This window comes from Sorangiineae bacterium MSr11367 (assembly GCA_037157805.1).
GTDB classification, from domain to species: Bacteria; Myxococcota_A; Polyangia; order Polyangiales; family Polyangiaceae; genus Pendulispora; species Pendulispora rubella.
This window is the reverse complement of the sequence record CP089983.1, coordinates 11,278,862-11,303,863: the sequence shown is the minus strand read 5'-3', so window position 1 is coordinate 11,303,863 and position 25,002 is coordinate 11,278,862. Positions and strand designations below refer to the sequence as shown.

General features: G+C 65.0%; 26 protein-coding genes. 14 read left to right on the top strand and 12 right to left on the bottom strand.

The annotated features are described in order from the left end of the window. Positions 1-81 precede the first annotated feature (81 nt). Both LVJ94_43895 and LVJ94_43890 read left to right on the top strand, forming a co-directional pair. Entirely contained in the window at positions 82-912 is an 831-nt protein-coding gene (locus tag LVJ94_43895) for a hypothetical protein (protein WXB03837.1), read from the top strand. A gap of 292 nt (positions 913-1,204) precedes the next feature. After that, positions 1,205-1,657, top strand: a complete 453-nt coding sequence (locus LVJ94_43890; GenBank protein ID WXB03836.1) for a hypothetical protein — start codon at positions 1,205-1,207, stop codon at positions 1,655-1,657. A 26-nt stretch (positions 1,658-1,683) separates the two neighbouring features. On the opposite strand, the gene LVJ94_43885 is transcribed toward LVJ94_43890, so the two are convergent. Further along, a complete protein-coding gene (locus tag LVJ94_43885) occupies positions 1,684-2,655 on the bottom strand; it encodes an alpha/beta fold hydrolase (GenBank protein WXB03835.1) in 972 nt (323 codons plus the stop codon). Positions 2,656-2,680: 25 nt separating this feature from the next. On the opposite strand from LVJ94_43885, the gene LVJ94_43880 reads away from it, so the two are divergent. After that, positions 2,681-3,472, top strand: a complete 792-nt coding sequence (locus LVJ94_43880) for a GNAT family N-acetyltransferase (protein WXB03834.1) — start codon at positions 2,681-2,683, stop codon at positions 3,470-3,472. Beyond that, positions 3,473-4,348: a PaaI family thioesterase gene (locus LVJ94_43875; GenBank protein ID WXB03833.1), complete on the top strand. Its 876-nt coding sequence runs from the start codon at positions 3,473-3,475 to the stop codon at positions 4,346-4,348. It abuts the gene before it with no gap. On the opposite strand, the gene LVJ94_43870 is transcribed toward LVJ94_43875, so the two are convergent. From LVJ94_43870 to LVJ94_43860, 3 genes are read right to left on the bottom strand one after another with little or no spacing between them, the layout of a single operon-like run. Further along, positions 4,336-4,758: an antibiotic biosynthesis monooxygenase gene (locus LVJ94_43870; GenBank protein WXB03832.1), complete on the bottom strand. Its 423-nt coding sequence runs from the start codon at positions 4,756-4,758 to the stop codon at positions 4,336-4,338. The genes LVJ94_43875 and LVJ94_43870 overlap by 13 nt on opposite strands. Before the next feature lie 10 nt (positions 4,759-4,768). Then, entirely contained in the window at positions 4,769-6,001 is a 1,233-nt protein-coding gene (locus LVJ94_43865) for a saccharopine dehydrogenase NADP-binding domain-containing protein (protein ID WXB03831.1), read from the bottom strand. A gap of 31 nt (positions 6,002-6,032) precedes the next feature. Then, complete coding sequence (locus LVJ94_43860; GenBank protein ID WXB03830.1) at positions 6,033-6,941, bottom strand: LysR substrate-binding domain-containing protein; 909 nt, start codon at positions 6,939-6,941, stop codon at positions 6,033-6,035. A gap of 100 nt (positions 6,942-7,041) precedes the next feature. Between LVJ94_43860 and LVJ94_43855 the strand changes: the two genes are divergently transcribed. The 8 genes from LVJ94_43855 to LVJ94_43820 all read left to right on the top strand — a co-directional run bounded on the left by LVJ94_43855 (position 7,042) and on the right by LVJ94_43820 (position 15,665). Further along, positions 7,042-8,181 carry an NADH:flavin oxidoreductase gene (locus LVJ94_43855; protein ID WXB03829.1) on the top strand — a complete coding sequence of 380 codons (1,140 nt, stop codon included), beginning with the start codon at positions 7,042-7,044 and terminating at the stop codon, positions 8,179-8,181. Between the two features lie 117 nt (positions 8,182-8,298). Further along, positions 8,299-10,254: a glycoside hydrolase family 97 protein gene (locus LVJ94_43850; GenBank protein ID WXB03828.1), complete on the top strand. Its 1,956-nt coding sequence runs from the start codon at positions 8,299-8,301 to the stop codon at positions 10,252-10,254. 69 nt (positions 10,255-10,323) lie between these two features. Next, a complete protein-coding gene (locus LVJ94_43845) occupies positions 10,324-10,761 on the top strand; it encodes a GatB/YqeY domain-containing protein (GenBank protein WXB03827.1) in 438 nt (145 codons plus the stop codon). A 33-nt stretch (positions 10,762-10,794) separates the two neighbouring features. Further along, complete coding sequence (gene sthA, locus LVJ94_43840; GenBank protein WXB03826.1) at positions 10,795-12,213, top strand: Si-specific NAD(P)(+) transhydrogenase; 1,419 nt, start codon at positions 10,795-10,797, stop codon at positions 12,211-12,213. Beyond that, positions 12,210-12,716: a gluconokinase gene (locus tag LVJ94_43835; protein WXB03825.1), complete on the top strand. Its 507-nt coding sequence runs from the start codon at positions 12,210-12,212 to the stop codon at positions 12,714-12,716. The genes sthA and LVJ94_43835 overlap by 4 nt, the downstream gene beginning before the upstream one ends. A gap of 11 nt (positions 12,717-12,727) precedes the next feature. Further along, positions 12,728-13,123 (top strand): nuclear transport factor 2 family protein, encoded by a 396-nt coding sequence (locus tag LVJ94_43830; GenBank protein ID WXB03824.1) that lies wholly within the window; start codon positions 12,728-12,730, stop codon positions 13,121-13,123. Positions 13,124-13,250: 127 nt separating this feature from the next. Then, positions 13,251-13,871: a LysE family translocator gene (locus tag LVJ94_43825; protein WXB03823.1), complete on the top strand. Its 621-nt coding sequence runs from the start codon at positions 13,251-13,253 to the stop codon at positions 13,869-13,871. A 99-nt stretch (positions 13,872-13,970) separates the two neighbouring features. Further along, positions 13,971-15,665 (top strand): hypothetical protein, encoded by a 1,695-nt coding sequence (locus LVJ94_43820; GenBank protein ID WXB03822.1) that lies wholly within the window; start codon positions 13,971-13,973, stop codon positions 15,663-15,665. On the opposite strand, the gene LVJ94_43815 is transcribed toward LVJ94_43820, so the two are convergent. Both LVJ94_43815 and LVJ94_43810 read right to left on the bottom strand, forming a co-directional pair. Beyond that, a complete protein-coding gene (locus LVJ94_43815) occupies positions 15,662-16,126 on the bottom strand; it encodes a hypothetical protein (GenBank protein ID WXB03821.1) in 465 nt (154 codons plus the stop codon). The genes LVJ94_43820 and LVJ94_43815 overlap by 4 nt on opposite strands. Beyond that, on the bottom strand, positions 16,126-17,949 hold the full coding sequence (locus tag LVJ94_43810; GenBank protein ID WXB03820.1) for a DUF885 domain-containing protein: 1,824 nt from the start codon (positions 17,947-17,949) through the stop codon (positions 16,126-16,128). The genes LVJ94_43815 and LVJ94_43810 overlap by 1 nt, the downstream gene beginning before the upstream one ends. A 362-nt stretch (positions 17,950-18,311) precedes the next feature. On the opposite strand from LVJ94_43810, the gene LVJ94_43805 reads away from it, so the two are divergent. Beyond that, a complete protein-coding gene (locus LVJ94_43805) occupies positions 18,312-19,835 on the top strand; it encodes an L-lactate permease (protein ID WXB03819.1) in 1,524 nt (507 codons plus the stop codon). A gap of 37 nt (positions 19,836-19,872) precedes the next feature. Further along, positions 19,873-20,034 (top strand): hypothetical protein, encoded by a 162-nt coding sequence (locus tag LVJ94_43800; protein ID WXB03818.1) that lies wholly within the window; start codon positions 19,873-19,875, stop codon positions 20,032-20,034. Positions 20,035-20,060: 26 nt separating this feature from the next. On the opposite strand, the gene LVJ94_43795 is transcribed toward LVJ94_43800, so the two are convergent. The 6 genes from LVJ94_43795 to LVJ94_43770 all read right to left on the bottom strand — a co-directional run bounded on the left by LVJ94_43795 (position 20,061) and on the right by LVJ94_43770 (position 25,002). Next, positions 20,061-20,897, bottom strand: coding sequence for a tryptophan 2,3-dioxygenase family protein (locus LVJ94_43795; GenBank protein WXB03817.1), 837 nt, complete (start codon positions 20,895-20,897; stop codon positions 20,061-20,063). Positions 20,898-20,962: 65 nt separating this feature from the next. Further along, on the bottom strand, positions 20,963-21,127 hold the full coding sequence (locus LVJ94_43790) for a hypothetical protein (GenBank protein ID WXB03816.1): 165 nt from the start codon (positions 21,125-21,127) through the stop codon (positions 20,963-20,965). 30 nt (positions 21,128-21,157) lie between these two features. Beyond that, on the bottom strand, positions 21,158-21,355 hold the full coding sequence (locus LVJ94_43785; GenBank protein ID WXB03815.1) for a hypothetical protein: 198 nt from the start codon (positions 21,353-21,355) through the stop codon (positions 21,158-21,160). 87 nt (positions 21,356-21,442) lie between these two features. Continuing rightward, positions 21,443-22,501, bottom strand: coding sequence for a substrate-binding domain-containing protein (locus tag LVJ94_43780; protein ID WXB03814.1), 1,059 nt, complete (start codon positions 22,499-22,501; stop codon positions 21,443-21,445). 27 nt (positions 22,502-22,528) lie between these two features. Continuing rightward, positions 22,529-23,503: an ABC transporter permease gene (locus tag LVJ94_43775; GenBank protein ID WXB03813.1), complete on the bottom strand. Its 975-nt coding sequence runs from the start codon at positions 23,501-23,503 to the stop codon at positions 22,529-22,531. After that, the gene (locus LVJ94_43770) at positions 23,500-25,002 is read right to left on the bottom strand and encodes a sugar ABC transporter ATP-binding protein (protein WXB03812.1); all 1,503 of its coding nucleotides are present in this window, start codon (positions 25,000-25,002) and stop codon (positions 23,500-23,502) included. The genes LVJ94_43775 and LVJ94_43770 overlap by 4 nt, the downstream gene beginning before the upstream one ends.

Here is a 25,002-nt window from a genome sequence, read left to right as displayed (position 1 = left end):
TGCCACGGTTGTTACAAGGCGTTTGGGCGCGCGCGGGACGATTCGACCGACGTGGCATGTCCCGTGAACTGAGCGCCGTTCATGGCTCGTCCTACCCAACCTACACTCACGCGCCGCGCCTTTTTTGGGGGCAGCGTTGGCCTTGGCCTTGGCTCACTGGCATTTGCCCGGTTTCTCGCCGCTTGCTCGGGCAAACCTCCATCCGATCTGGTTGGGAAAGAGTACAACGACGGCGACGAGTACATTCCCGGTGGCAGTGGCGCCCCCGCCGTCGACGGCGAGGAGTTCTCGGCAGAGCGCAGGGCAAGGTGGGAGGCGCTCGTGCAGACGCTCGAAGCGCTCGGGCCGGTTTATACGGTGGCCGCGCCCGGCAAGTGGGCGGGCAAGGAACGCAGCCACGTGCCGCAGGTCGAGGTCCAGGGAAATGTCGTGACCGTTTTGGTCGAACACATGATGTCCATTCCGCCGCTCGATGCGGGCGGTGGCGGCAACATCGATGCGGGCGGAGGCTTCGACGCCGATATCGATGAGGACGCGGGCGAGTTCGATGCGGGCGAGTTCGACGCGGACAGTCCGTTCCCATTTCCGCGTCGCGATGCAGGAGGCCGCGACGGGGGAGGTCGCGACGCGGGCATCGACAAAGACGCGGGCGCGTTCGATGCCGGCGGTGGGGGAGGCATCGATGCGGGCGCGGGCACCGATGCCGGCGAGCAAGGCCTGCACTACGTGACGACGATTTACCTCAAGAACGAGGCGGGCGAGGTGGTCGGCCTGCGCGAGTTCCGACCGTTGGATCCGGCGCCGCCGAGGGTCAACTTCCGCTTGCCGCCCGGTGTGAAGTCCGTGACCGCGCACGAGCACTGCACACTGCACGGTGTGTGGGCCGCCGATCCCGTGAACGTGGGTTCGTAGCGTTCTCGGAAATTTCGCGTCTGACCGCCGCGGGAACCGAGAGCGGGGCATTGTTCGGTAGATTGAAGTGCGATGTCATCCCGAACGACGCCGCGATGTTCGATGTTGGGAATACGCGGTGGGATGGCAGGTCGGCATGATGCCATTGGAAATTGCCGTATGTGCGGCGACATTTCGAACTGCGCACTGCGCGGACGACTTGCCGCCGCCATCCATCATCATGCATCTTGGTAGCAGGTACCTGCTCTCGTGGCAGAGCGCCCGCCAACCATTCGACCTGGAGAATGTCGAAATGCTCGCAACCAACAACCTAAAAAAAGCCTACTCCGTCGTCGCCGATGCGGATGGAGATGAGCTGCCCAACCTCGACCCCGCCCGGCTCTACGTCTTCTTCCGATGCGGTGCCCGCACGGTGGATGCCATTGCCTGCAGCCCGCAAGACTTCGAGGAGCAGCAACGCGACTACGGGATGAACTGCTTCGATTGCATCGAATGCACGACGACCGACAACCTCGAAAACATGGAAGGCTGGAAGCCCGACTGGGCGCGCGCCGCGCAGCGCGCGTACGCCTTGCGGGGCGCCGCCACCCGCAGTGAGAGCTCGGCTCGCCCCGTGGGCGGCGTTGCGCTCATCGAGGCCTTTGCGAATGCCATCGAGCATTGTGCGGACCCCTCGCGGGCCCGCTATTGCTACGTGCTGATCGCATCGCGTCCCGATGCGTTCGAGGGCGATTTCACCGTCTGAGTCTCGCGCCCCCGGTCGCGTCGCGGTCACGGGCCTTGGCGTAAGAGCCACGCCAGTACTTGGTGCTCGAGCCCCAACGGCCCGCGTTCCCCGAGGTCCAGTGAACGCGGAAAGCCAACATGGCCTCCGCGGCTGGCCCACCGGACATCGAGCCGTGCCGGCGCATGTTCGAGCGCTGGCCGCACGGTGGTGGACTCCACCATGGGATCCGCGGGAGAGGCCACCAGCAGCGCGGGCCGCTCCAGGCGGGCCAAGCGCGGTGCCACGCTCGCCTTGGCGTAGTAGTCCTCCGCGCTGTCGAATCCGTGGTGCGGTGCCACGATGCGACGGTCCCACGTGCGCAAGGTCGAGATGCTCAGCATCTCCGTGATCGAGATGGGGATCTTCTTCCGGCGCACCACCGGGGCCACCATGCGCTTGAGTCCGCGCAGCACGTGGTGGCGGTAGATCCAGCGTGCCGGCCGATCGATGGTCGCGGCCGAACGATCCAGATCGAGCGGCGAGCAAACGGCGGCGACGGCACGCACGCGAGGATCGAGCTGCTCGGTGGCGTAGCGAAGCGCGACGTGGCCGCCCATGGAATAGCCGAAGATGTAGATATCCGTGTATTCTGCAAGCGAGGCGCTGGCCAGGGCGGCATCCACGTCCTGCCAGAGACCCGCGTGGTAGAAGTCTTCGGCGGCGCCACCGCCGACACCGCGAAGGTTCAAGCACAGGCTCGCGATGTCCACGTCGTGCGCGGCCCGCGTGGCAGGGCGCATGTAATGGCTCGCGCTGCTGCCGCCCAAACCGTGGATCACCACCAAGAGTGCGCGCGGGCGTGGCGAACGGTGCGAGGCGCGGCGAAGTTCGCCGAGGAGACGGATGTCGCCGAACGCGTCTTTAGCGACGACCGCGCTCCACGGTTCGACGGCGGCGGCCCCTGCGGGCGCGGGTGTGCGACGGGCAACGTGCGACACGAACGGGGCGATGGTCCAGTAGTGGCCGGAGAGAGACATTTCCCCTGCATGATACGCTGCGCGCATGCTGGGCGGATCCGAGGATGTGGTGGTGCGCGAGATTGTCGAAGGCCCGCGCCGGGCGCTCGTGCACCTGCCGGACATGCGCCGGATCGAGCGACCGGGCTGGTTTCAGCTGATTACGCCGTCGTTCCGCCAGGGAGGCTTCAACGAGGTGGCTTGTTCGGAGCTCGCCGAGAACGAGGCCGACGCCATCATCGAGGCGACGGTGGGCGAGTACCGTCGCCTGGGCATCAAGTTTCGATGGCTCGTGGGCGCACGGACCCAGCCGGCCGACCTGGGCTCACGCTTGGAGCGCGCCGGCCTGATCCGCTACACGTCCTGCGCGATGTTCGTGGAGACCCCGCACCCCGAGGTGCCGTTTGCCGCGGAGAAGGTCTCGACGGCGGACGAGGTGTCCATCGAGGAGGTGGATGATGCGGGCCTCGATCTATACACGCGCGTGATGGCCACGGGGTGGAACGTGGAGGCCGGGCCGCTCGAGAACGTGCACCGGCGGATGATGCAGGAGAAGGAGCGATCGCAGCGCTTCTTCTTGGGGCGTTACCAAGGTCGGCCCGCCGCCGCGGCCGGCTACTTGGATTTGGGACGCTCGGCGTATTTGCTTGGGGCGGTGGTGCTGCCGGATTTTCGGCGTCACAGTTTGTACCGCGCGATCGTGGCGGCACGGCTTCGCGATGCGCGCGCACGCGGGTTGCGGCTGGCCACGAGCCTCGCACGCGCGGAGACGTCGGCGCCGATCCTCGAGCGCATGGGATTTCGCACCGCGGAGCGTTTATCGACTTATAGTGGCTGAATGATCGAGCGGGTCGCGGCGTGGATGGGAGAAAGCCCTTTCGGGCGCGAGTTCGGCGTGCAGGTGCAGGCGGCGGATGCCGAGTCGTTGCGCCTCTTCTATCCGCACGATGAACGGCATGGGGCAATGCCGACGTCGCCGTCGGGCAAGGTTGGCCTTCACGGCGGCGCGATTGCGTCGCTGGTGACCATCGGGTCGCAGGCGCTGGTGCGTTCCGCATCGGGCGAATTCGACGCGCCCTCGAGCACGGTGTCGCTGAACATCGCGTACGTGCGTTCCGCGCGAAGCTCGCTCACCGTGACGACGCGCGCGGTGCGGCGTGTGCGCGAGCTGGTCTTTCTCGAGACGGAAATCGCGGGGGAAGACGGAGCGGCCGTGGCCGAGGCCTCCTCCGTGGTGCGGCTAGGGCATGCCGCGGGCGAGGCGAGCGGCCAAGGCATCGCGCCGCCGCTCGGGGAGGGGAGCGCGCCCGTGCTCGACGTGTTCCGGTCGGCGCTTCGCGCGATTCCGTTCATGGCATCGCGCGAAGTGGACATCTCCGGCGCCGCGCGCGGCCGCGTCGACATGTCCTTGGGCGCACCGGAGACGAACCGCGATCGCGCGGGCGCGATCCACGAGGGTGCGGCGCTCACCTTGCTCGATGCGGCCGGGGCCTCGTCGCCATGGACGGTGGCCACACCGTCGACGCGCGTGGCCGGGGCCACGGTGTCCTTGAGTGCCCATTTCGTGGCGCCGCTGCCGAGCGACGGCTTGATCGCACGCGCCACCGTGCGCGCATCGGATGCGCGCACGTGCTGGACCGACGTGGTGCTCTTGGGACGCACCGGCGAGACGCTGCACGCCTTCGGCACCGTGGCGTACCGCTACGGCGATTGACCGACGACCACGTCGAAGTGCCGCACGTGCGGTTCGAGCTCGAGGAGGTACTCGGGATCGCGCGGCAGGTTGTGCGTCTTTTCGATGTCCGCGCCCGCGAATTTCTTGATGGCTTCGCGGCTCTCCCAATACGAAATGACGAAGAACTCCGCCACGTCCCCGTCGATGCGGCGGAACATCTGGCATCCGCGGTTGCCCTCGATGGCGAGAATCTTCTTTACGCCGTTCTCGTCCAGGTAGCGCGCGTATTCGTCCGCTTTGCTCGCCGCCGTGCGGCCGTGCCATACGCGTGCGATGAGCGCCTTCGAGGGCGCTTGCGACGATGCGTGCGCACCCGGGGCGCTCGCGGGCGTGGAGGCGCACGCCGCGGTGAAGACGGCGGTGGCGAGCAAGAGGGCGCGAAGCAGCATGATCGATCCTTTAGCGCGGGACGACGCGAAAGATCATTCCCGCGGCGCGCAGCCGATCCAAGAGGTGCGTTCCCATGGCCACCGACGGGGTGAGAACACCGCCCGGCGATTCGAGCGGATCGAGCGCCAGGCAAAGGGCGGCTTCGGCGAGCATCAACGCGGTTTCGCCGTAGCCGGGGTCGCGATGCCCGCGGATCTCCGCATCGGCGACGACGGGGGTCTCCCCCGAGCGGGCCTCGGCCTCGCCGATGATGCGGATCTTGAAGAAGCCGGCTTCGCGGGCGTCGGCCGAGGGGCCTTCCCCGGGGGCGGGTTGAAACGGTTTGATCACACGCCGCCCGACGCTGGTCGCCGCCAAAGTCGCAAATGTGGCCATTCCGCCGGAAATGGCGGTGGCTCGCGCAAAGCCCGCGGGGCCGCTGCCGGTGCTCATCTCCTCGGAATACCGAAAATCGCGGCCATAGGCATATCCGAGCAACGCATTCGAGCGGTGCACGTTGCGCGTATTGATGGCGCCCATCAAAAAGGGGCAAACCCATTTGCCAATGCGGGATTCGAAACGAATCTTGTAGCGGTCCGCCTCGGGGCCTCGCTCTCCGTCGGCGAGCGCATAGGGATTCCTGAGAAGGCGTCTCACGTTCCGGTCGCGCGAGGCACCTTCGAGAAGCGTGGTCATGGTCGCCACGGTGCCGCCGCTCATGGCTCCTTTGACGGCCTCGCAAAAGAACCACGCGCGCGCGAGCTTCCGATCCTGTGCGGCGAAATGCTGGTGCAGCATGAACACGCCCAAATCGGACGGAATCGAGTCGAACCCCGCACTATGGACGATGCGCGCCCCCGTTTCGCGCGCGCGTGTGTGATTGCGATCGATGCTCTCGCGGATGAAGGGCACCTCCCCCGTCAAATCCGCGTAGTGTGTCCCATTTTCGGCACATGCGGACGCGAGTTCGCGTCCATAGGCCACGTACGGCCCGACGGTGGTGGCCACCATCTTCGTCTGCCGCGCCAGCTCGTCGAGCGCCGCACGATCGGAAGAATCGGCCACCAGCACGCCGAGGTCGTCCCGGCCGTCGCGTACCAATTCCGCCTTCAACGCCTCGAGCTTCTTTTTGTCCCGCCCTGCAACCGCCCATCGAAGCCGTTTCGGCCCTTGGACCTTCGCCAAATATTCGGCCACGAGCTTCCCGGTAAAGCCGGTGGCCCCGAACACGACGACATCGAAGCGTCTTTCCGATTCGGTCATGGATTCTGTATCGCACGAACTCGGACATTCCTCATGCCCATTCTCCCACGCCCATGTAGGCGCTTTTGAGGAACTCCATGAAGGCGCGGATCTTGGCGGTGGCGTGGCCCGGGGAAGGGTAGAGCGCGAAGACTGTGCTTTGTTCGGTTTTGGCTTTGGGAAACAAGGGGATCAGGGTGCCGTTCGCGAGATCGGCAGCGCACACGAAGGAGAGGAGAAAGGCGATGCCTGCGCCGGAGCGGGCGAGGTCGCAGAGCAGGACGCTGTTGTCGACGCGAACGGCAGGATCGATGAGGACGGCTTCGTCGTCGAAGTGCCATGCGAGGCGCCCGGTGACGCCGGGGGCGGCGTAGCTGATGCATGTGTAGCGCGACGGATGCCGTGCCAAATCGCGAGGGGTGCGCGGTTTGCCTGCACGCGCGAGGTACTCGGGGGAGGCGCACGCGATCATCCGCGTGCGGGCCAGTGGGACGGCGACCACGTCCTCGTCGTCGAAGGAACGGGTCACGCGAATGGCCACGTCGAAGCCCTCTTCGGCCAGGCGGATGTAGCGGTCGGTGAGGACCAACTCGATGCGCACGGCGGGGTACTTCGCGATGAACGCGGCGATGTGGGCGCGCAAATGCAACGACCCGAAGGCCACCGGTGCGGTGATCCGCAACGTGCCGCTCGGCTCGGCCTTTTCCGCGTTGGCCGCGGCCTCGAGCTCGCGCATTTGCTCCAGCACCGTGCGCGCGTGCGTGTACACCACGCGCCCCGTGGCCGTGGGCCGCACGGCGCGGGTCGTGCGGTGAAGCAAGGTGACCCCCAGCTCCTGCTCCAGCGACGACAGCACCTTGCTGACCGCGGCCTTCGAGACCCGCAATGTGCGCGCGGCCTGCGAGATGCTCTCCACGTCCACCACCTTGCAGAACCATGCGAGTGCCCGAACGCGATCCATGGGCCCACTGTTTCCATTTTGCGAACACGACGTCAACGAAGGGCGCGATTGTAAACCTCGCATTGGAGCGCCATCTTCCCCGCATCGGAGGAACCGAACCATGTCGCTCTCGTCGAACACGCACCTTGCCCTCGCCCCCTTTTCGTCCGAGCTCGCCGGCCTTTCACTGCGCAACCGCGCCGCCGTGGCGCCGATGAGCCGCGTCAGCACGGCCGGCGACGGCGTTCCCACGGATGCGATGAGGCGCTATTACGCCGACTTCGCCAAAGGCGGATTCGGGCTGATCCTCACCGAGGGAACCTACGTGGACCTCGCCCACAGCCAAGCGTACGAGCGCCAACCCGGCCTCGCGACCGACGCGCAGGTGAGCGCGTGGCGGCCCATCGTGGCCGACGTTCACGCCGCGGGCGCGAAGATCTTCGCCCAGTTGATGCATGCCGGCGCCCTCGTGCAGGGCAATCGCCACCGCCCGCAGAGCGTGGCCCCTTCGGCCATTGCGCCAAAGGGCGCGAAAATGCCCGAATACGGCGGCCAAGGGCCCTATGCCACACCGCGCGCCATGGTGGACGACGACTTCCGCGACATCACCGAGGACTTCGTGCGCGCCGCACTTCGCGCGCGGGATGCCGGGTTCGACGGTGTCGAAGTCCACGCCGCCAATGGGTACCTCTTCGACCAATTTTTGACGACGTACACGAACACGCGCACCGACGCCTATGGCGGCAGCGTCGAAAACCGTATTCGCTTCACCGTCGACGTCGTGCGCGCCATCACGAAGGCCGTCGGCCCCTCGTTCGTCGTCGGCGTGCGCCTCTCCGAGGCGAAGGTGAACGACAAATCGTACACGTGGCCCGGCGGCGCAGAGGAAGCGCGCACCATCTTCGCGGCGATCCGCGATGCCGGCGCCTCGTACCTGCACATCGCCGCCGAAGGACGCGACTTCGCCTTCTCCGCGCGTCTTCGCGATGGCCTCACGCTCACGCAGCTCGCCCGCCAAGCCACGGGGCTCCCCGTCATTGCCAACGGCAGCTTGCACGACGGTGCCCGCGCCGCACGCGCCCTCGAGGACGGACACGCCGACATTCTTGCGCTCGGACGCGCCGCCATCGCCAACCCCGATTGGCCTTCGCGCCTCGCACAAGGCCGACCGTTCGAGACCTTCGACCCCGCGATCCTCCACCCCGCCGCCTCGTTGGAGAACGCCGCGTCATGGCGGGCGGCACCACGCGAAACCCGCTAATCATCGGATGATATGGGCGCGATGTGGAAAAGACTTAGCGTAATTTGACGTGGTGCGTGATGGGTTGGGATGGAATTGAGGCTTAAAGATAGGATGTTTTGATCGTACGGTGCATCCATGCATTCCTTCATACGGGTAGTTGGGTGCGCCCTCTTCGTCGCCGGTGCAGCTGCTTCGTGCTCGTCCCGTCAGGATCAATGGACGGTGGCGTCGCCGAACGGCGAGCTGAAATTCGAACTGCGAAATGACAATGGCGCGCTGACGTACTCCGTCAGCCGCCACCACGATGGAGCACGTCACGACGTGGTCCTTTCGTCGCCGCTTGGCGTTCGTCGCGACGATCAGAGTTTCCTCGACGGCTTGGAGTTCCTCTATGCCGGCCCGGCCGTGATCACGAAGGACGATTACGTGGCCGCGCACGGAAAGCGGCGCGCGATTCACCATCACGCGCGCGAACAGGTCTTCGCCTTCGCCAATGCGCAGGGCGCGCGCGTCGAGCTGGTGGTGCACGTCACCAACGACGGCCTCGCGTTCCGCTACCGGTTTCCCGAGCAGGATGCGCAGCCGCACAAGCTCCTCGAGGAGACCACCGGTTTCCACGTTCCTGCCGGCTCGAACGCGTGGATCACGCCCATGCAGACGCCCACGCGCTACTCGCCTGCGTACGAGGAGCTCTACCTCGGCACCACCTCCGGGGCGACATCGCCGAGCGAATCGGGTTGGGCATTTCCCGCGCTCTTTCAAGTCGGTTCCGAGTGGCTGCTGCTGAGCGAGGCGGACATCTCCGAGGCCAACGCGGGGACGCGCCTTCAATCGGCGGCGCCCGATGGGCAATACCGCATTCGATATTCCGACGCGGGCGAAGGAAAGGGCGTCGGTGCGGTGGAGCCCGAATCGACGCTTCCGTGGACCTTGCCGTGGCGCGTGCTGGTCACCGGCTCGTCGCCGAAGACCATCGCCGAGTCCACCTTGATCGATGACGTTTCGGCGCCCTCGAAGGTGGCCGATGCGAGTTGGATCAAACCCGGGCGCGTGTCCTGGAGCTGGTGGTCCGACGACGATAGCCCGCGCAACGAGACGGCGCTCAAGTCGTTCATCGATCTTTCGGCGGAGATGGGCTGGGAGTATTCGCTCATCGACGCGAATTGGAACTTGATGGACCCGGCGGCGCTGCAGCGTATTTTGGCGCATGCCAAGGAGAAGAACATTGGCATTTTGCTCTGGTACAATTCCGGTGGCCCGCACAACGACGTCACCGAGCAGCCGCGCGAGCTGATGCACATTCGCGACGTGCGCCGCGCCGAATTCGCCAAGCTGCAGCAATGGGGCGTGAAGGGCGTCAAGGTCGACTTCTGGCAAAGCGACAAACAGGACCGCATGCAGCAATACATCGAATTGCTGCGCGATGCCGCCGATTACCAATTGATGGTCGACGTCCACGGCTGCACCTTGCCCCGCGGTTGGTCGCGCACGTACCCCAACTTGATGACCATGGAGGGCGTGCCCGGTGCGGAGCAATACAAGTTCCGCTCCGATTATCCGCAGAAGGCGGCGTGGGAAAACACCGTCCTCGCCTACACCCGCAACGTGGTGGGCGGCATGGATTACACACCGGTGACCTTTACCGATCATCGCTATCCGCGCATCACCACCGACGGGCACGAGCTCGCGCTGTCCGTCGTGTTCGAATCCTCGCTGCAGCACTACGCGGACTCGGTGAACTCGTACCATGCGCTTCCGGATTTCGCGCGCGACTTCCTCAAGGCGGCGCCGTCCGCGTGGGAGGACACGAAGTGGCTCGCGGGTGAGCCGGGCAAGCTCGTCGTGCTCGCGCGACGCGGGAAGGACGGCTGGTACCTGGGCGGCATCAGCGGGCTGGAGACGCCGCAGACCTTCCAGCTCGACCTGTCGTTCCTCGGGCAGGACGGGAAGGGGACGCACACCATCTCGTTCGTCCAAGATGGAGCCGAGCCGCGCCACCTCACGAGCTCGACGCGTCAGGTGACCGCGGCCGAGAAGATCGACGTCCCGCTGCTGGCGCGGGGCGGGTTCGTGGCGCGGATCAGGGATTAGCGGGGACGGGCAGGGGCACGGGCACGGGCACGGGTTCTTGGGGGGGGACCCGTGTGCTATGACCGGGGGATGCTGGTCGACACCATCAAGGCGCGTGCGCTCGAGGCGATGAAGGCGAAGGATCACGATGCATCCAACATTTTGCGCCTTGCGCTCGGCGAGATTCAAATGGCTGGCGTGCGAAGCGAGCGCGAGGTCACCGACGAGGACGCGGTGACCGTGCTGCGAAAGCTCATCAAGTCGAACGAGGAGACGCTCTCGATGTCCGAGGCGCCGGAGCAGCGCGCCACCCTGCAAAAGGAAATCGCACTTCTCCAGTCGTTCCTGCCGGCGAGCATGAGCGTGGACGCGATCGCCGAGGCGCTGGCCCCGGTGCTCGACGCGATTCGCGGGGCAAAAAGCGAAGGGCAGGCCACCGGCGTGGCGATGAAGCACTTGAAATCGACCGGCGCGAATGCGACCGGGACGGACGTTGCCAAGGCGATCAAACAGCTTCGCGGTGGTTGATCCTCCGACGCAACGCATCGACAATGGTCGGCGATGCTCGACCTCGATTTGCTCGTCATCGGTAGCGGCCCCAGTGGACAGCGCGCCGCCGTGCAGGCTGCAAAGCTCGGCAAAAAGGTAGCCCTTTGCGAACATAGTCCGCGGCTCGGCGGGGTGTGCATGAACACCGGCACCATCCCGTCGAAGACCTTCCGCGAGGCGGTGCTTCACCTCACCGGCCTGCGGCAGCGCCACCTCTATGGGCAGTCGTACCACGTGAAGGAGGACGTCACGATTGCGGACCTCATCTTTCACTGCGAGCACGTGCTCAAAACGCAGGCCGAGGTGGTGCGCGATCAACTGCGGCGCAACGGCATTTCCGTGCTGCGCGGGCGCGGTCACTTCATCGGCCCGCACGACGTCGAGGTGGAGAGCGACAGCGGCACCACGCACCTGCGGGCGAAGTTCATCGTGCTCGCCACGGGAACGGAGGCGGCGCGCCCGCCCGACGTGGAGGTCGATGGCCAAACCGTCATCACCAGCGACAATGTGCTGGGCCTCAACGCGCTGCCGCGCACGATGACCGTGGTGGGGGCTGGGGTCATCGGCATCGAGTACGCGTCCATGTTCGCGGCGCTCGGGGTGAAGGTCACCTTGGTCGACAAGCGCCCCCGCCTGCTCGACTTCGTCGATTCCGAGATCGCCGAATCGCTCTCGTACCAAATGCGCGGCATGGGCGCGACGCTCCGCCTCGGTGAAGAGGTGGACAAGGTGCAGGTCGAGGGCCCCCAGCGCGCGGTGGCCACGCTCAAATCGGGCAAGAAGATCGTGAGCGAGGTGCTCCTCTATTCCGTGGGGCGGGTGGGCATGAGCGCGAGCTTGCAACTCGACCAAGCGGGGCTCGAGGCCGATGCGCGCGGTCGCGTGAAGGTGGACGCGCACTTCCGCACGACGGTGCCGCACATCTATGCCGTGGGCGATCTCATTGGGTTCCCCGCGCTCGCCTCCACGTCGTCCGAGCAGGGCCGCCTGGCCGCGTGCCATGCCTTCGGGCTGACGGCGGCGTCCATGCCGGAGCTTCTGCCGTTCGGCATCTATGCGGTCCCCGAGATCAGCATGGTGGGCCGTCACGAAGAGGAGCTCACCGCCGAGGGCATTCCCTACGAAACCGGCATTGCGCGCTACCGCGAAATCGTTCGCGGCGTCATGTTGGGCGACGATTCGGGGTTGCTCAAATTGCTCTTTCATCGCGAAACGCGGCGCCTTCTCGGCGTGCACATCATCGGCACCAGCGCCACGGAGCTCGTGCACATCGGTCAAGCGGTGCTCGCGTTCGGGGGGACCATCGATTACTTCGTGGGCAACGTCTTCAATTATCCAACCTTTGCCGAGTGCTACAAAGTGGCCGCCCTCGACGGGTACAACAAAGTGGGGCGCAGCGAGGATGCGGTGGTGACGGAGCCCTCCGAATGATCGTCATCGTCGCGGGCGTATCGGGCAGCGGAAAAACGACGGTGGGGAAAGCCCTGGCCCAGCAATGGGGCTGCGCATACGGCGAGGCCGACGAGTTTCATCCACCGGAGAACATCGCCAAAATGGCCGCCGGCACGCCGCTGAACGACGACGATCGCGCGCCGTGGTTGCAACGCATTGCCGATTACGCGGACGAGCGCATCGCCAAGGGCGAATCGGCCGTGGTCACCTGTTCGGCGTTGAAGCGCCGCTACCGCGACTTCTTGCGCCGCGGCCGCCCGGAGTTGCGCATCGTCCTCTTGGACGGCGATCGCGCGACGATTGCTCGGCGATTGTCCGAGCGAAAAGGGCACTTCTTCAAGGAACATTTGCTCGATAGCCAATTCCGCGATCTGGAGCCGCCCCAGGCCGACGAGGAGATCGTGGCCGTTCCCATCACGGGCACACCCGACGAGATCGTCGCGAGCATCGTGCGGGCGCTCGACCCCACGTCGTGTAAGTAGACAGGCAAGCCATGAATGACGACCAATCGCAGCTTCTCGAAATGACCCAGCTTGGGTTCATTGCCTTTCGCAACTCCGAGCCCGCTCTGCTCGAAGCGATCCTCGCCCCCGAGTTCGTCACGCTGGGGCCAGGCATGCCCGAAATGAGCCGTGCGGCGTTTCTCGAATGGGTCCGCTCCTCCACGGGGACCATCGTCTCCGTCGAGGGCGAGTCGCTCGGCGCACACGTGTTCGGCGAAACCGGCGTCGTGTCGGGGGTCCAGCGATCCCACTTTCGCACCGAAGCGGGGGAGGTCTTGAACGTGGCGGCCTTCACGCAAGTCTTCGTGCGGCGCGACGGTCGATGGCAGGCCGTCTATTCCTATTGGGTACCCTGGGACCAGTTGGCCGCAACGGTCTCACCGTGAGCTTCGCGCAGCGGCGATACATAAGGCTACCTTATGTGTAGGCCCAAGTTTCTTCGTTGTCGCTGAAGGCGCCGAGCCTCATTGTCTGCCTCGAGCCCAAGGAAAGCTTGGGCGACAAGAGGCTCTCATGCTCGGATCTTCGCTCGTCTTGTTTGCGGCCACCCTGGGCGTCGCGGCGGTTTCGCCCGGCCCCACCACGATGACCGTCGTTGCACGCGTCCTCGGCCGCGGTTACCGCGGAGCGCCCATGCTCCACCTGGGCATCCTCTGTGGCGAGGTCGTCTGGCTCTCGTGCGCGGCGATGGGCGCGGCCACCTTGGCCGATAGGGCCCAGCCGGTGTTCATGGCCATCAAATACGCGGGCATCGCGTACCTGCTTTACCTCGCCGTGAAGCTCTGGAGCACCCGCCGCGAGGCCTCGGATCCCGAGGCCGAAGGCAAAGTCGTTCCCGGCGAAGGCGGCCGGCTCGTCCTCGCCGGACTCACGCTCTCGCTGAGCAACCCGAAGACGATGCTGTTCTATCTGGCGCTGTTGCCCAGCATCGTGGACCTCTCCCACGTGACATGGCTCGACCTCGGCACGCTGCTCGCCGTGGCGATGGCCATCGTGACCATGGTCAACGTGTTTTGGGCGGCCCTGGCCGGCCGCGCGCGCAAGTTCTTCCGAACCCCGGCCGCGATGCGCATCGTGGATCGCGTGAGCGGCGTGGTCATGGCCACGGCGGCGGCGATCATCGCCATTCGTTGATGATCTCGCGTTAAGAATACGCGCTCGCAAATTGGAGGAAACAAGCGAGAAATAGGCGGCCCCCTACGCTCCGGTATTGGATCTCACGGGAGCACGTCCATGCAAAAAGTCGATCGCGCGTTCGTCGGCGGGGAGTCCACCACCACGGCCGAGCCTGCAAAAAAGGGCCGCCAATACAATGGCTGGACCGAAAATACGGTGTTGGAAGACTACTCTCTGCGCTACGCGCCGAAGTCCTTTCGCACCTGGACCCCGTACGTCGTGGCCACCACGGCCCTCGGCGGCATCGCCTACCTCGCCGACTTTGCCATCGGGGGATCCATTGCCATCACCCATGGATTCTCCAATGCCCTGGCCGCGATCCTGGTGGCCGCCGTCGTCATCTTCGTGACCGGCGTCCCCATTGCGTACTACTCCGCGAAATACTCCATCGACATGGACCTGCTGACCCGCGGTACCGGGTTCGGCTATTTCGGGTCGACCCTCACGTCGATCATCTACGCGAGCTTCACCTTCATCTTCTTCGCGCTCGAAGGCTCCATCATGGGGCAGGGCCTGGAGGCGGCGCTCCACATTCCGCTGCCCATTGGGTACCTCATTGCGGCCACGGTGGTGATTCCGCTGGTCGTCTATGGAATGACGGCGCTCTCGCGCCTGCAGGTGTGGACGCAGCCCATTTGGCTGGTGCTCATGTTTGCCCCGTTCGTGGCCATCGCCATCAAGGAGCCGAGCAAATACGCGGAGTGGACGCACTTCGCGGGCAACTCGCCGAGCGGCAGCGGCTTCAGCACGCTCGGATTCGGCCTCGGAGCCGGCGTGGCCCTCTCGCTCATCGCGCAGATCGGCGAGCAGGTCGACTACCTGCGCTTCATGCCCGACAAGACCAAGGAGAACTCCGTGCGGTGGTGGGCGGCCGTGCTCGCGGCCGGTCCCGGCTGGGTGTTCCTCGGTGCGTTCAAGCAGCTCGGCGGCGCGTTTTTGGCGTTCTACGTGGCCGATCGCGTGGGGCTGGTGAAGGCGGGGGAGCCCATCGAACAATACATTGCCGGGTTTCGCACCTTTGCCACACCCATCGCCGTGGGGTTGGCCGGGTTCTTCGTGGTCCTTTCGCAGCTCAAGATCAACGTGACCAACGCGTATTCCGGCTCGCTCTCGTGGTCCAACTTCTTCTCGCGCGTCCTGCATTGGCACCCGGGCCGGGTCATCTGGATCTTCTTCAACGTGGGCATCGCGCTCGCCCTCATGGAGATGGGCGTCTTTGGCTTCTTGAACGCCGTGCTCGGCTTCTATTCCAACGTGGCCATCGCCTGGATCGGTGCGGTCACCGCCGACCTGATGATCAACAAGCCCTTGAAGCTCAGTCCCTCGTTCATCGAGTTCAAGCGCGCGCACCTCTACAACTTCAACCCCGTGGGCTTCGGCTCCATGGTGGTCGCGTCCATCGTGTCGATCCTTGCGTTCTTCAATGTCTTCGGCCAGATGGCGCAGGCCTTTTCCCCGTTCATCGCGCTGGTGCTCGCCTTCGTCCTCTCGCCCATCGCGGCCGTCGTCACCAAGGGCCGCTACTACATCGCGCGCAAGGACGATCTCCCCGAGCCGCTCATGGTCGACGGGCTGCTCTCCGGCGTAACCATGACCTGCACCGTCTGCGGCGGCGCGTACGAGCGGCCCGACATGGCCGGTTGCACCTTCCACGCCGGGACCATCTGCTCTTTGTGCTGCAGCCTGGAAAAGAACTGCGCGGACCGTTGCAAGCAGCTCGTGCCGGCGAGCGCCCTCACGTCGCGGATCTAGTTGCGCGGCGGGCGGCAGGCCATTTCGGTCTGCGCGAGATCGAGCTTGCTGATCTGGACGGCATCGTTCGAGGCGACGCCGCCCTCCCTGCCCGTGGTCGTGTTGCAGCCGTCGGCTGCGGGGCCGTGGACGTCGACGCGGTAGCGTTCGCCCACGGTCACCGTTTTGCTGACGATGGTCACGCCCTTGGCGAGCTCCTCGCGCGTCACCGTGCGCTCCTCGGGGGCGGCCTTGGCGACGCCCGGCGGGCAATTCGTTTCCCCCGTGCTGGAGACGGAGCAGTCCGCCGTCTTCTCGGCGCGTGCGAGCTGCTCCGCGTCCCAGATGGCAATGCGAATGGGCCCTTTTTCACCGAAGGATTGTGCCTCCGCGCTGACCGAAAAGGTCACCGGCTTCGCCTCCCGCACGCAGCCCCATGCCAGTGCGCCGAGAAGCGCCGTCATCGCCCACGTGCGCACCATCAGTTGCCTCCCCCGGTGAATTCCTTGAGCGCCGCCTCGCGCAGCAGATTCGGCGGCAGGAGCCCCTGCTGCAGAATGAAGTCGTGGAACTTCTGCGCATCGAACTTCGTCGCCCCCACCCGAGCCTCCACATCGCGCCGCAGTTCCAGCATGCGCGTGTATCCATAGAAATACGACGTCGCCTGGCCCGGCATTTTGTACGTGTAGCGCTCCACTTCGGAGTTGGCGAATCCGGGCGAGAGAACGACTTCTTTCTGCAGAAAGGCGCGGGCGGCTTCCGGCGTCCACTTGCCCTGCTGCAGCTCGGGATCCAGAAAGACACGAGCCGCGCGGTGCAGGCGGAACTGCAGTGACACGAGCTGTCCCTCGGGCGGCATGAACGGGTACGTGATGTACTCCGAATAGAGGCCCCAGCCCTCGATGTTCGCGCTGTTCGCGGCGAAGATGGCCCGCGCCAGGGAGATGCCTCGTTCGACCAGCGACGCGAATTGCAGCTCGTGGCCCGGGCGCGCTTCGTGCGCGGTCAGGGTCCACGTCGCCGCCGCGTAGCTGAAGTCGTCCATCTGCGCGTCGCTGGCCTTGCCGCCCGGCGGAGGCGGGACGCTCGTCGGCAGAATGAACTCGCCCTTCTCGCCGGTATTTCCAATCAGCCGCGGCGCGCTCATGTGGGGCGCCGGCAGCGCGGCGTTTTCGGCCTCGCTCCCCAAGCGGATGACCGCGGGACGGGTCGGCAAGGTGACCAGGTGCTCGCGCGCGATGATCGCTTCGACCTCCGTCAGCCGCTTCTTGTAGAGCGGCAGCACGTCGTTCGGTGCAATTTGCTCCTTCTTCAGCGCGAGGATCACATCGCGGTAATCGGAGCTGGGCAGGTGGCGCGCCCGCGCAATCTGCGCGGCGACCTTCTGCATCTCGGCTTGGAGCGCATCGAAGCCCTGGTGCCCCAGGGCGATGAGCTGCTCCGGCTTCCTATCCACACCGAAGCCTTCCAGTTCGACGGCGTAAACTTCTGGCGCCATTCGAAAATCGGTGCGCGTGCGCGGCAAGACTTCTTTGCGAAGATAATCTTGATATGCAGCAATCTGTTGTTTCAATGTCGCGAAGGACGGCTGGTAACCATCCAAGTGGTATTTCTGAAAGAGCTTGTCGATGCCGTCGACGAGGACGGGGCTGTTCTGCAATTCTTTCTCGACGTCGATGCGCGACGGCGGGAGCCTCGTTCCCGGATTGGCCAACGCATTGGATGTCTCGGTCCGCGCAAGCTCGGTGAACGGCGTGCTCCCGGGCTCGAGCCCCGCGTAGCGGCGCAACCGCGTCAGTGCGAGTTTCTGCCGCGCCGGCGGGATCCGGTCCTCCAACAGGACGCGCAGGCCGTCGAAGACGCGCTCCGTCACGCGATAGAACGGCACCTCGTAGCGCTGGTGCGCCTCCGAAGCGCGAATGCGTTGGTCGGCGGCGCGCACGAGGATCTCCAAGTCCTGCTTGACCAGGGGATCGGTTTCCGTGGCGAGCTTGGACTGCAGCGAGTCCTTCACCCGGGTCATGTCCGCGCGCTGGCGCTCCTCGTGCTTGTCGCGCAAGTCGGCGACCTGGTCGTCGTAGCCTTCCAAGCCATACGACGTCGCTCTCTCCGGGCGGTATTTTGCAACCACTTCGAGCAGCGGGCGCGCAGCCTCGTTGCTGCGCGCAATCCAAGCGGGTGCACCGGGGCCTGCGGCCGCGGAGGTCGACGCGGACGGGGCTGCAGGTGGCGGGCTCTTGCCGCATGCGGCAAAGACAGGAAGAAGAAGAGGCAGGATGCAAAGAGAGTGGCGCAGGGACCTCATCGGACTTTCCCCATACCACACGTCCCACGCGGGTCGCTGCCCGATGATGGGCGCACACGCACGACTGGCCGAGAGGTGCCTTTCGTTCCATCGAGACGTGGATTGAGCGAGCAAACATGGGTGGAATCGCTGAGGCGCACATGATTGCTGATTTGGATTTCGTGCGGGTGTGCGCGGCACAATCCGCTGAGCTGCGACGTCATGCGTCGTACACGCAAATAAGGAATCAATACTTGTTTGCGACTTGTTTGCGTACGCAATGCGAGAGTACAGTCTTGTAAATCAAAATGGAAAGCCCTCCGCTGACTGCATTGGGCGTTGCATTAGCATCGCTGCCGATTCTCGTCTTGCTGGTGCTAATCATGGCCCGGCGATGGAGCGCACCGCGTGCCGGGGCTGCAGCATGCCTCGTCGCGGCGACTCTCGCCCTCGGCCAATTCGGCACCAGTTATCGCTCACTGGCGATATCCAGCGCAAAAGGTCTCAGTTTGAGCCTTTTCGTGCTCACTGTCATCTGGGCCGCAGTGCTCCTTTACAACGTCGTCGACGGACTAGGGAGCATCAAGGTCATTGGCCGCACCATGAGTCGTGTGGTTTCCAATCCATTGGGGCAGGCGCTCGTCGTTGGATGGGCCTTTTCCGGGTTCATGCAGGGCGTCGCAGGCTTCGGCGTGCCGGTGGCGGTGGTGACGCCGCTGCTCGTCTCGATGGGATTTCCGGCGGTGCACGCGGTCGCCATGGTGCTGGTCGGGCACGCATGGTCGGTAACGTTCGGCTCGCTCGGTTCGTCGTATTATACGATTCAATTGGTAACCGGTATCCACGGCGAGGTCATCGGACCGCACATGGCCGTTCTATTCGCGGTGCCCATCGTGGCGACGGGCTTCGCCGTCGCGCATTTGCAGGGCGGATTTCCGGCCGTTCGCCGCGGTGCCATTGGTATCACGGTCATGGGGGCATGCATTGCGCTTGCCATGTGGTTGGCCACGGTCGGTGGTGTTCCGCAATTGGCGTCCATCCTTCCCGGGTTGATTGGATGTGGCGTAGGTTGGTTTCTGTCCCGCCTTTCGCTACTGGGCAAAAACGGAATTGACGTTCATTCTTCCGAAAGCGAGAAAGACGTAAAAGACGAGAAAGATGCTGTAGGCGAAAAGGGAAAAGAGGAGGGCAACTTTCATTTTGCCTTTTTGCCGTACTACGTCGTAATCGCCTTGAGCTTGCTTTCGCAGATCCCCGCGCTCAAGCGCGTCAAATTCGGATTGGGTCTCGACTATCCGACAGTGGAAACGGCGCTTGGCTACGTGACGAAAGCGCAGAAGAATTACGCAACCATCGAATTGATGCGTCATCCCGCGCCGCTGATCCTTCTCGCTATTGGCATTTCGTATGCCATTTGCCGCGTAAGTGGTCGCTGGCGTCCGAACCTGTTCGGCCGGGCGGCGAAACTCACATACGCACAATGTATCGGCACCAGCGTCGGGATCTGCACCATGGTGATGATGGCGCTGATCATGACCGACGCGGGCATGACGGCCCTGCTCGGTCGCGCGATTGCATCAGGTACGGGCTCGGCCTTTGCGGTCTTCTCGCCCTTCATCGGCGTGCTGGGAACGTTCATGACCGGCAGCAATACGAACTCCAACGTGATGTTCGGCTCCCTCCAAATGGAAAGCGCACGTGCATTGGCCATTGAAACGGTGACCATCGCGAGCATTCAATCCATTGGTGGCTCACTGGGCAGCTCCATCGCCCCGGCGAAAGTTCTCGTGGGAACGGCAATGGTGGGACTCTCCGGCAAGGAAGGAGAGGTGATGAAGCGCACCATTCCGTATTGCCTCCTCATCGTCTTCCTCGCCGGCCTGGAAGTGCGGCTCTTCCTGCAGTGATGGCTTTTTCTGGAATGAACCAAGGTCGGAGGTGGCCATGATTCGAGGTAAAGTGCTGCAGCAAATCGTACTGGGCGCGATCTTGGCCGACTTTGCCGTGCTCTATCTCGGCGCGGTCAAGTTCAATCAGCCAGCGGTGACCATCGCGGGGCTCCTCATCATGGCCCTCGCGGCGGGTGCAGCCCTGGTTTCGTTTTGAGAACGGAATCTCGACTCTAGTTCGAATTAGAGTTCGCTGCGTACCGCCCAAAGGTCGGGAAACATGGGGGTGAACAGGGTTTTGCGCAAATACTCGGCACCGGCGGACCCGCCGGTGCCTACTTTTGCACCAATCGTGCGCTCGACCATTTTCACGTGGCGGTAGCGCCATTCCTGGATGCCCTCGTCGAGGTCGACCAAAAGCTCGGCGATGTTGGCCGGGCCGGCATCGTCCTGGTACACGCGCAAGAGGATCTGCTGGAGCTCGGGCGAAGGCTCCAGCGGCTGGGTGACATCGCGCTTGGTCGACAGGGGGTAGCCTTCGATCATCAGGTACCAAACGAATGAATCGAACACCGAGGCGCGCGACATGGCGTTCGCGATGCGTTCCCGTGCCGCGCTACCCTCGGGGTAATGCTTGAAGACGCGCTCGTCGCGCCGGCCCAGGACCGCCTCGAGCTCGCGAAACTGCGCCGATTGAAAGCCGCTCGATGCCTCGAGCCGGGCGCGGAAGCTGGTGAATTGGCTGGGGGTCATCGTCTCCAGGACGTCGATCTGATGGACCACCGTCTTGAGGATGGTGAGAACCCGGCGCAGCGTGCGCACGGCGTGCGGCGTATCGCCGGCCTCGAGCCGCTCCTGCAGGTACGCGAGCTCGTGCAGGATCTGCTTGAACCACAGCTCGTAGACCTGATGAATCACGATGAAGAGGATTTCATCGTGCTCGTCGGAGCGCGGCCGCTGGGCACTCAGGACTTCGTCCAGCGCCAGATACGAGGTGTACGTCAGCGCCGCCTGCGTGGAGGAGGGATCTTGCGCCGTGGTCGGATCTTGCGCCGTGGTCGGGGGCTTTTCAGCGGTCATGGTTCAGCAAGGAACCATTGCACCTTGGAGGTGGGCAAGCCCTTTCGAACGCGGCGGGCGCAGCGTCAGGGCGTCTTGGGGGCCGGAGGAGCGGCCTCGGCTTCGTCGAGCTTGGACTCCACCTCTTTGAGATGCGCCGCGTCGAGCTTCACCCGCATTTCACCGAGCGCGCGCCGCGCCTCTTTGAGGGTCATGCTGTGCTTGTCGAACTCGATGCAGATCAGACACATCCTCGAACTCTAGCACCGCTTCCGGCCCCGTCATTGACTTGGTGCTTTCCCGTCGCATTGCTCGTCCGACGCTTGCATGACCTGGGTGGCGACCCCATGCCGTTGGGAGGCCTGCTGCTGCGGCTGCGGAGCCTTCGCCTCCTGCGTGGTGGTGGCACTCACGCGGCAGCCGGCGAGAGCAGGAACGAGGGCGAATGCGACGAAGAGTACGTACTTGTGACGTTCCATGCGGAGCACTGGTGCCCACGTCCCGGTGCTCCGTTCAAATTTTCGTACACGGCGTTTTATTCGTCTCGGCACCCTCGAGCGGGCGATTTATTCGTAACCGAACGATAGGAATGAGTTCACGTTCTCTTTCGTCACCGCCGTGGCCGGCACTTGGATGCGGCTCGGCACCTCGGGCTCGGTGAGATCGCGCAGGCCTTTGCCTTGTCCGATGAGGCGGGCAAGCCGAATCGCCGAGGCGGCCATCGACGGGTTGTAGAGAAACGTTGCTCGGTAAAGACCGCCGTTTTTCACGAGATCCATCGCGCGCTTCGAGCCGCCGGCGCCGGTGACGAACATCTCCTTGTCACGCTTGGCGTTCTGGATCGCAGCCACCACGCCCATGGCCATGTCGTCGTCGTGCGTGTAGACCGCATCAATCTTCTTCTGTGCCTGGAGGATGGCCTCCATCACCTCGAGCCCCTTGTCGGGGAGGAAATTCGCCGCCTGGCGCGCGACGACTTGAATGCCGTTGTTGCAGCGCTTGATGGCCTCGTTGAACCCTTTGGTGCGCAGCTCGGTCACGGAAATGCCGGCGATGCCTTGGATCTCGACCACGTTGCCTTTGCAATCGAGTTGCTCGGCGATGTAGTTGCCCGCCGAGAAGCCGATGCCGTAGTTGTCGCCGCCGATCCACGTGCGGTAGGCCGAGGGGCTCGAGAGCTCGCGGTCCACCGCCACCACGGGGATGCGCGCGCGCATCGCGGCCTGTGCCGCCGGAGTCAGGGCCTGGCCGTCGGTGGGCAGAACCACCAACACGTCGGGTTTTCCCGCCACCAGGGCATCGATCTGCGAGGCTTGTGACGCCGGATCGGTGGCCCCTTCGGACACCTCCAGGGTGACGTCGCCGAGCCGCTTGGCCTCTTCGCGCGCATTCTTGACGATGGCCGCGAGCCAGCCGTGGTCGGCGCCCGGCGCGCTGAAGGCGACCTTCACCGGCTTCCCTGGTGCCCCCTTTTCCTCGGTCGCCGCGTTTGCTCCGTTGGTCGCGCTGGCGGCCGTGGCTGCGACGCGCTCACCCTGGGGGGAGCCTTTGGCGGGCGCCTTGTCGCAGCCCATGATGGCAAACGATGCAAAAGCCGTGAGCAAGATTCGACGGTGGGCAAGCATGATTGTCTCCTCGCATGGGGCCTTTGGCTACGCGCCCTTGCGCTGCACCAGCACGGCCGCAAAAATGATGATGCCTTTGACGATTTGCTGAATCTCGATGCGCATATCGAGCAGCGTGAGCAAGTTGAAGATGACCGCGAACGTGAGCACGCCGAGCACGGTGCCCACCACGGTGGCTTTCCCGCCGGCGAGGCTCGTCCCCCCGATGACCACTGCGGCAATCGCGTCGAGTTCGTAGAAGTTGCCCGCGATGGGCGAGGCCGAGGCCAGCCGCCCGGTGAGGAGCGTCGCGGAAATCCCCGCGCAGAGCCCCGTCATGGCGTACACGCCGAGCAGCACGCGTTGCACGCGGACGCCACCAATGCGCGCGGCCTCGCGGTTGCTCCCTATGGCCACGACGTAGCGGCCGTAGCGCGTTTGGTTCAGCAGCACCCAGCCGATGGCGGCGACCAGGAGAAGCGTCCACGCAGGCACGGGAACCCCGAGAACCTGGCCCGCGCCGAACCAGCGGAGCGTCTCGAGTTCGCCCACCGGGATGGGCGTTTTGTCGCTCATCCAGAGTGCCGTTCCGCGTGCGATGGTGAGCATGGCCAAGGTCACGATGAACGGGACGACCTTGCCGTAGGCCACGGCGATGCCATTGACGGCGCCCGCCACCGTGCCCGCGAGAAGGGCCGCGCCGATGAAGGCGAGATCGCCGCTGCCCGCGAGCTTTCCACCGGCGATGGCCGCGAATGCGAGCACCGAGCCGACGGACAGATCGATGCCGCCGGTGGCGATGATGAAGGTCATACCGATGGCGAGGATGCCGACGGCGCTCGCCTGCGTGACCGTGGCCTTGAGATTCTCGTAGGTGAGAAAGCGCTCGCCGCGCAGCACGCCGCCCGCCACCACGAGAAGGACGAGGACCAACGTGAGGGCGAAATCTTGGATTCGGCGGAGCCGAACTTGCTCGGAGCTCGATGCGGCTTTTCTCGGTGCAATCGCGTTGGCGGCGTTCATGCCGTGGCCTCCACACAATGACGAAGCAAGAGCGGCTCGGTCGCGTCGGCGCCGTCCACTTCGGCGACGACGGTTCCCTCCCGCATCACCAGGATTCGCGTGCATACTGCAACGAGTTCGGACAAGTCGGACGAGACGACGATGACCGCCAGGCCCTTCGCCGCGAGCTCGCCGACGACGCGGTAGATCTCGGCGCGGGCGCCGACGTCGACCCCGCGCGTGGGCTCGTCGAGCAGGAGAATGCGACACGCGCGAAAGAGCCACCGCGAGAAGAGCACCTTTTGCTGGTTGCCGCCCGAAAGCTCCCGTACCGGTTGCTCGATGTCGGCGTACTTGGTCGCAATGCCGTCCAAATGCCCGCGGGCGCGCGTTTGCTCGGTACCCACATCGATCCAGCCGAAGCGCGATACCTGGGACAGCGCGGCCAGCGAAGCATTGGCCGCGAGTCCCCAATCGAGGAGCAGGCCTTGGGCCTTGCGATCCTCGGGGATGAGGCCCATGCCCGCGTCGATCGCGCAATCGGGGCGGCCGCGCGGCAGCGATGTGCCCGACACGAGCACCTCGCCGCCCTCGGTGGCATCGAGCCCGTAGATCAGGCGAAGCAGCTCGGTGCGGCCCGCACCGACGAGGCCCGCGATGCCGAGGATTTCCCCTTCGCGGAGATCGAAACGAATGGGCCCCACGCCGGCGCGTCGGACATCCCGGACGGAGAGAACGACAGGCCCGATGGTCACGCTGTCACGGTCGGCCATCGCCGGTTTGGCCGCGCTGCCGACCATGAGCGAGATGAACTCGCTGGCCGGCGTCGACGCGGGCAGGCCCGAGGCCACCGTGCGCCCATCGCGCAAGACGCTCACGCGGTGGCCGATGGCGGCGATTTCCCCGAGCAAATGCGAAATGAAGATGACGCTCGTCCCGTCCTCGACGAGGCCGCGTACGACCGCGAAAAGCGCCTCGATTTCCGACGCGTCCAAGATGGCCGACGGCTCGTCCAAAATGAGCAGGCGCGCCTGGCCCGAGAGGGCCCGCGCAATGGAGACGATCTGCTGGTACGCCGGCCGGAGCTCCCCCACCGTGGCATCGACCGCGATGTCGTCGTGGCGAAGGCGTGCGAGCACCGCCTTGGCGCCCGCGCGCATCGCGCGTCGGTCCAAAAAGGGACCGCGGCAGGGCTCGCGCCCGAAGTAGATGCTCTCGGCCACCGTCAGATCCGGTGCGAGGTCGAGCTCCTGGTAAATGGTGGCCACGCCACGCGCGAGGGATGCCGAGGGGCTGCCGGCGGGCAAGGGAACGCCGTCGAGCAAGATTTCCCCGCTCGTGGGCTCGACGGCGCCCGAGATGCATTTGATGAGCGTCGATTTGCCCGCGCCGTTGGCACCGAGGAGGCAATGCACCTCGCCCGCGTGGACGTCGAAATCGACGCCGTCGAGGGCGGTCCCGCCCGGGTACCGCTTGGTGAGGCCGCGAACCTCGAGGAAGGGACCACCCGCGGACGCCAT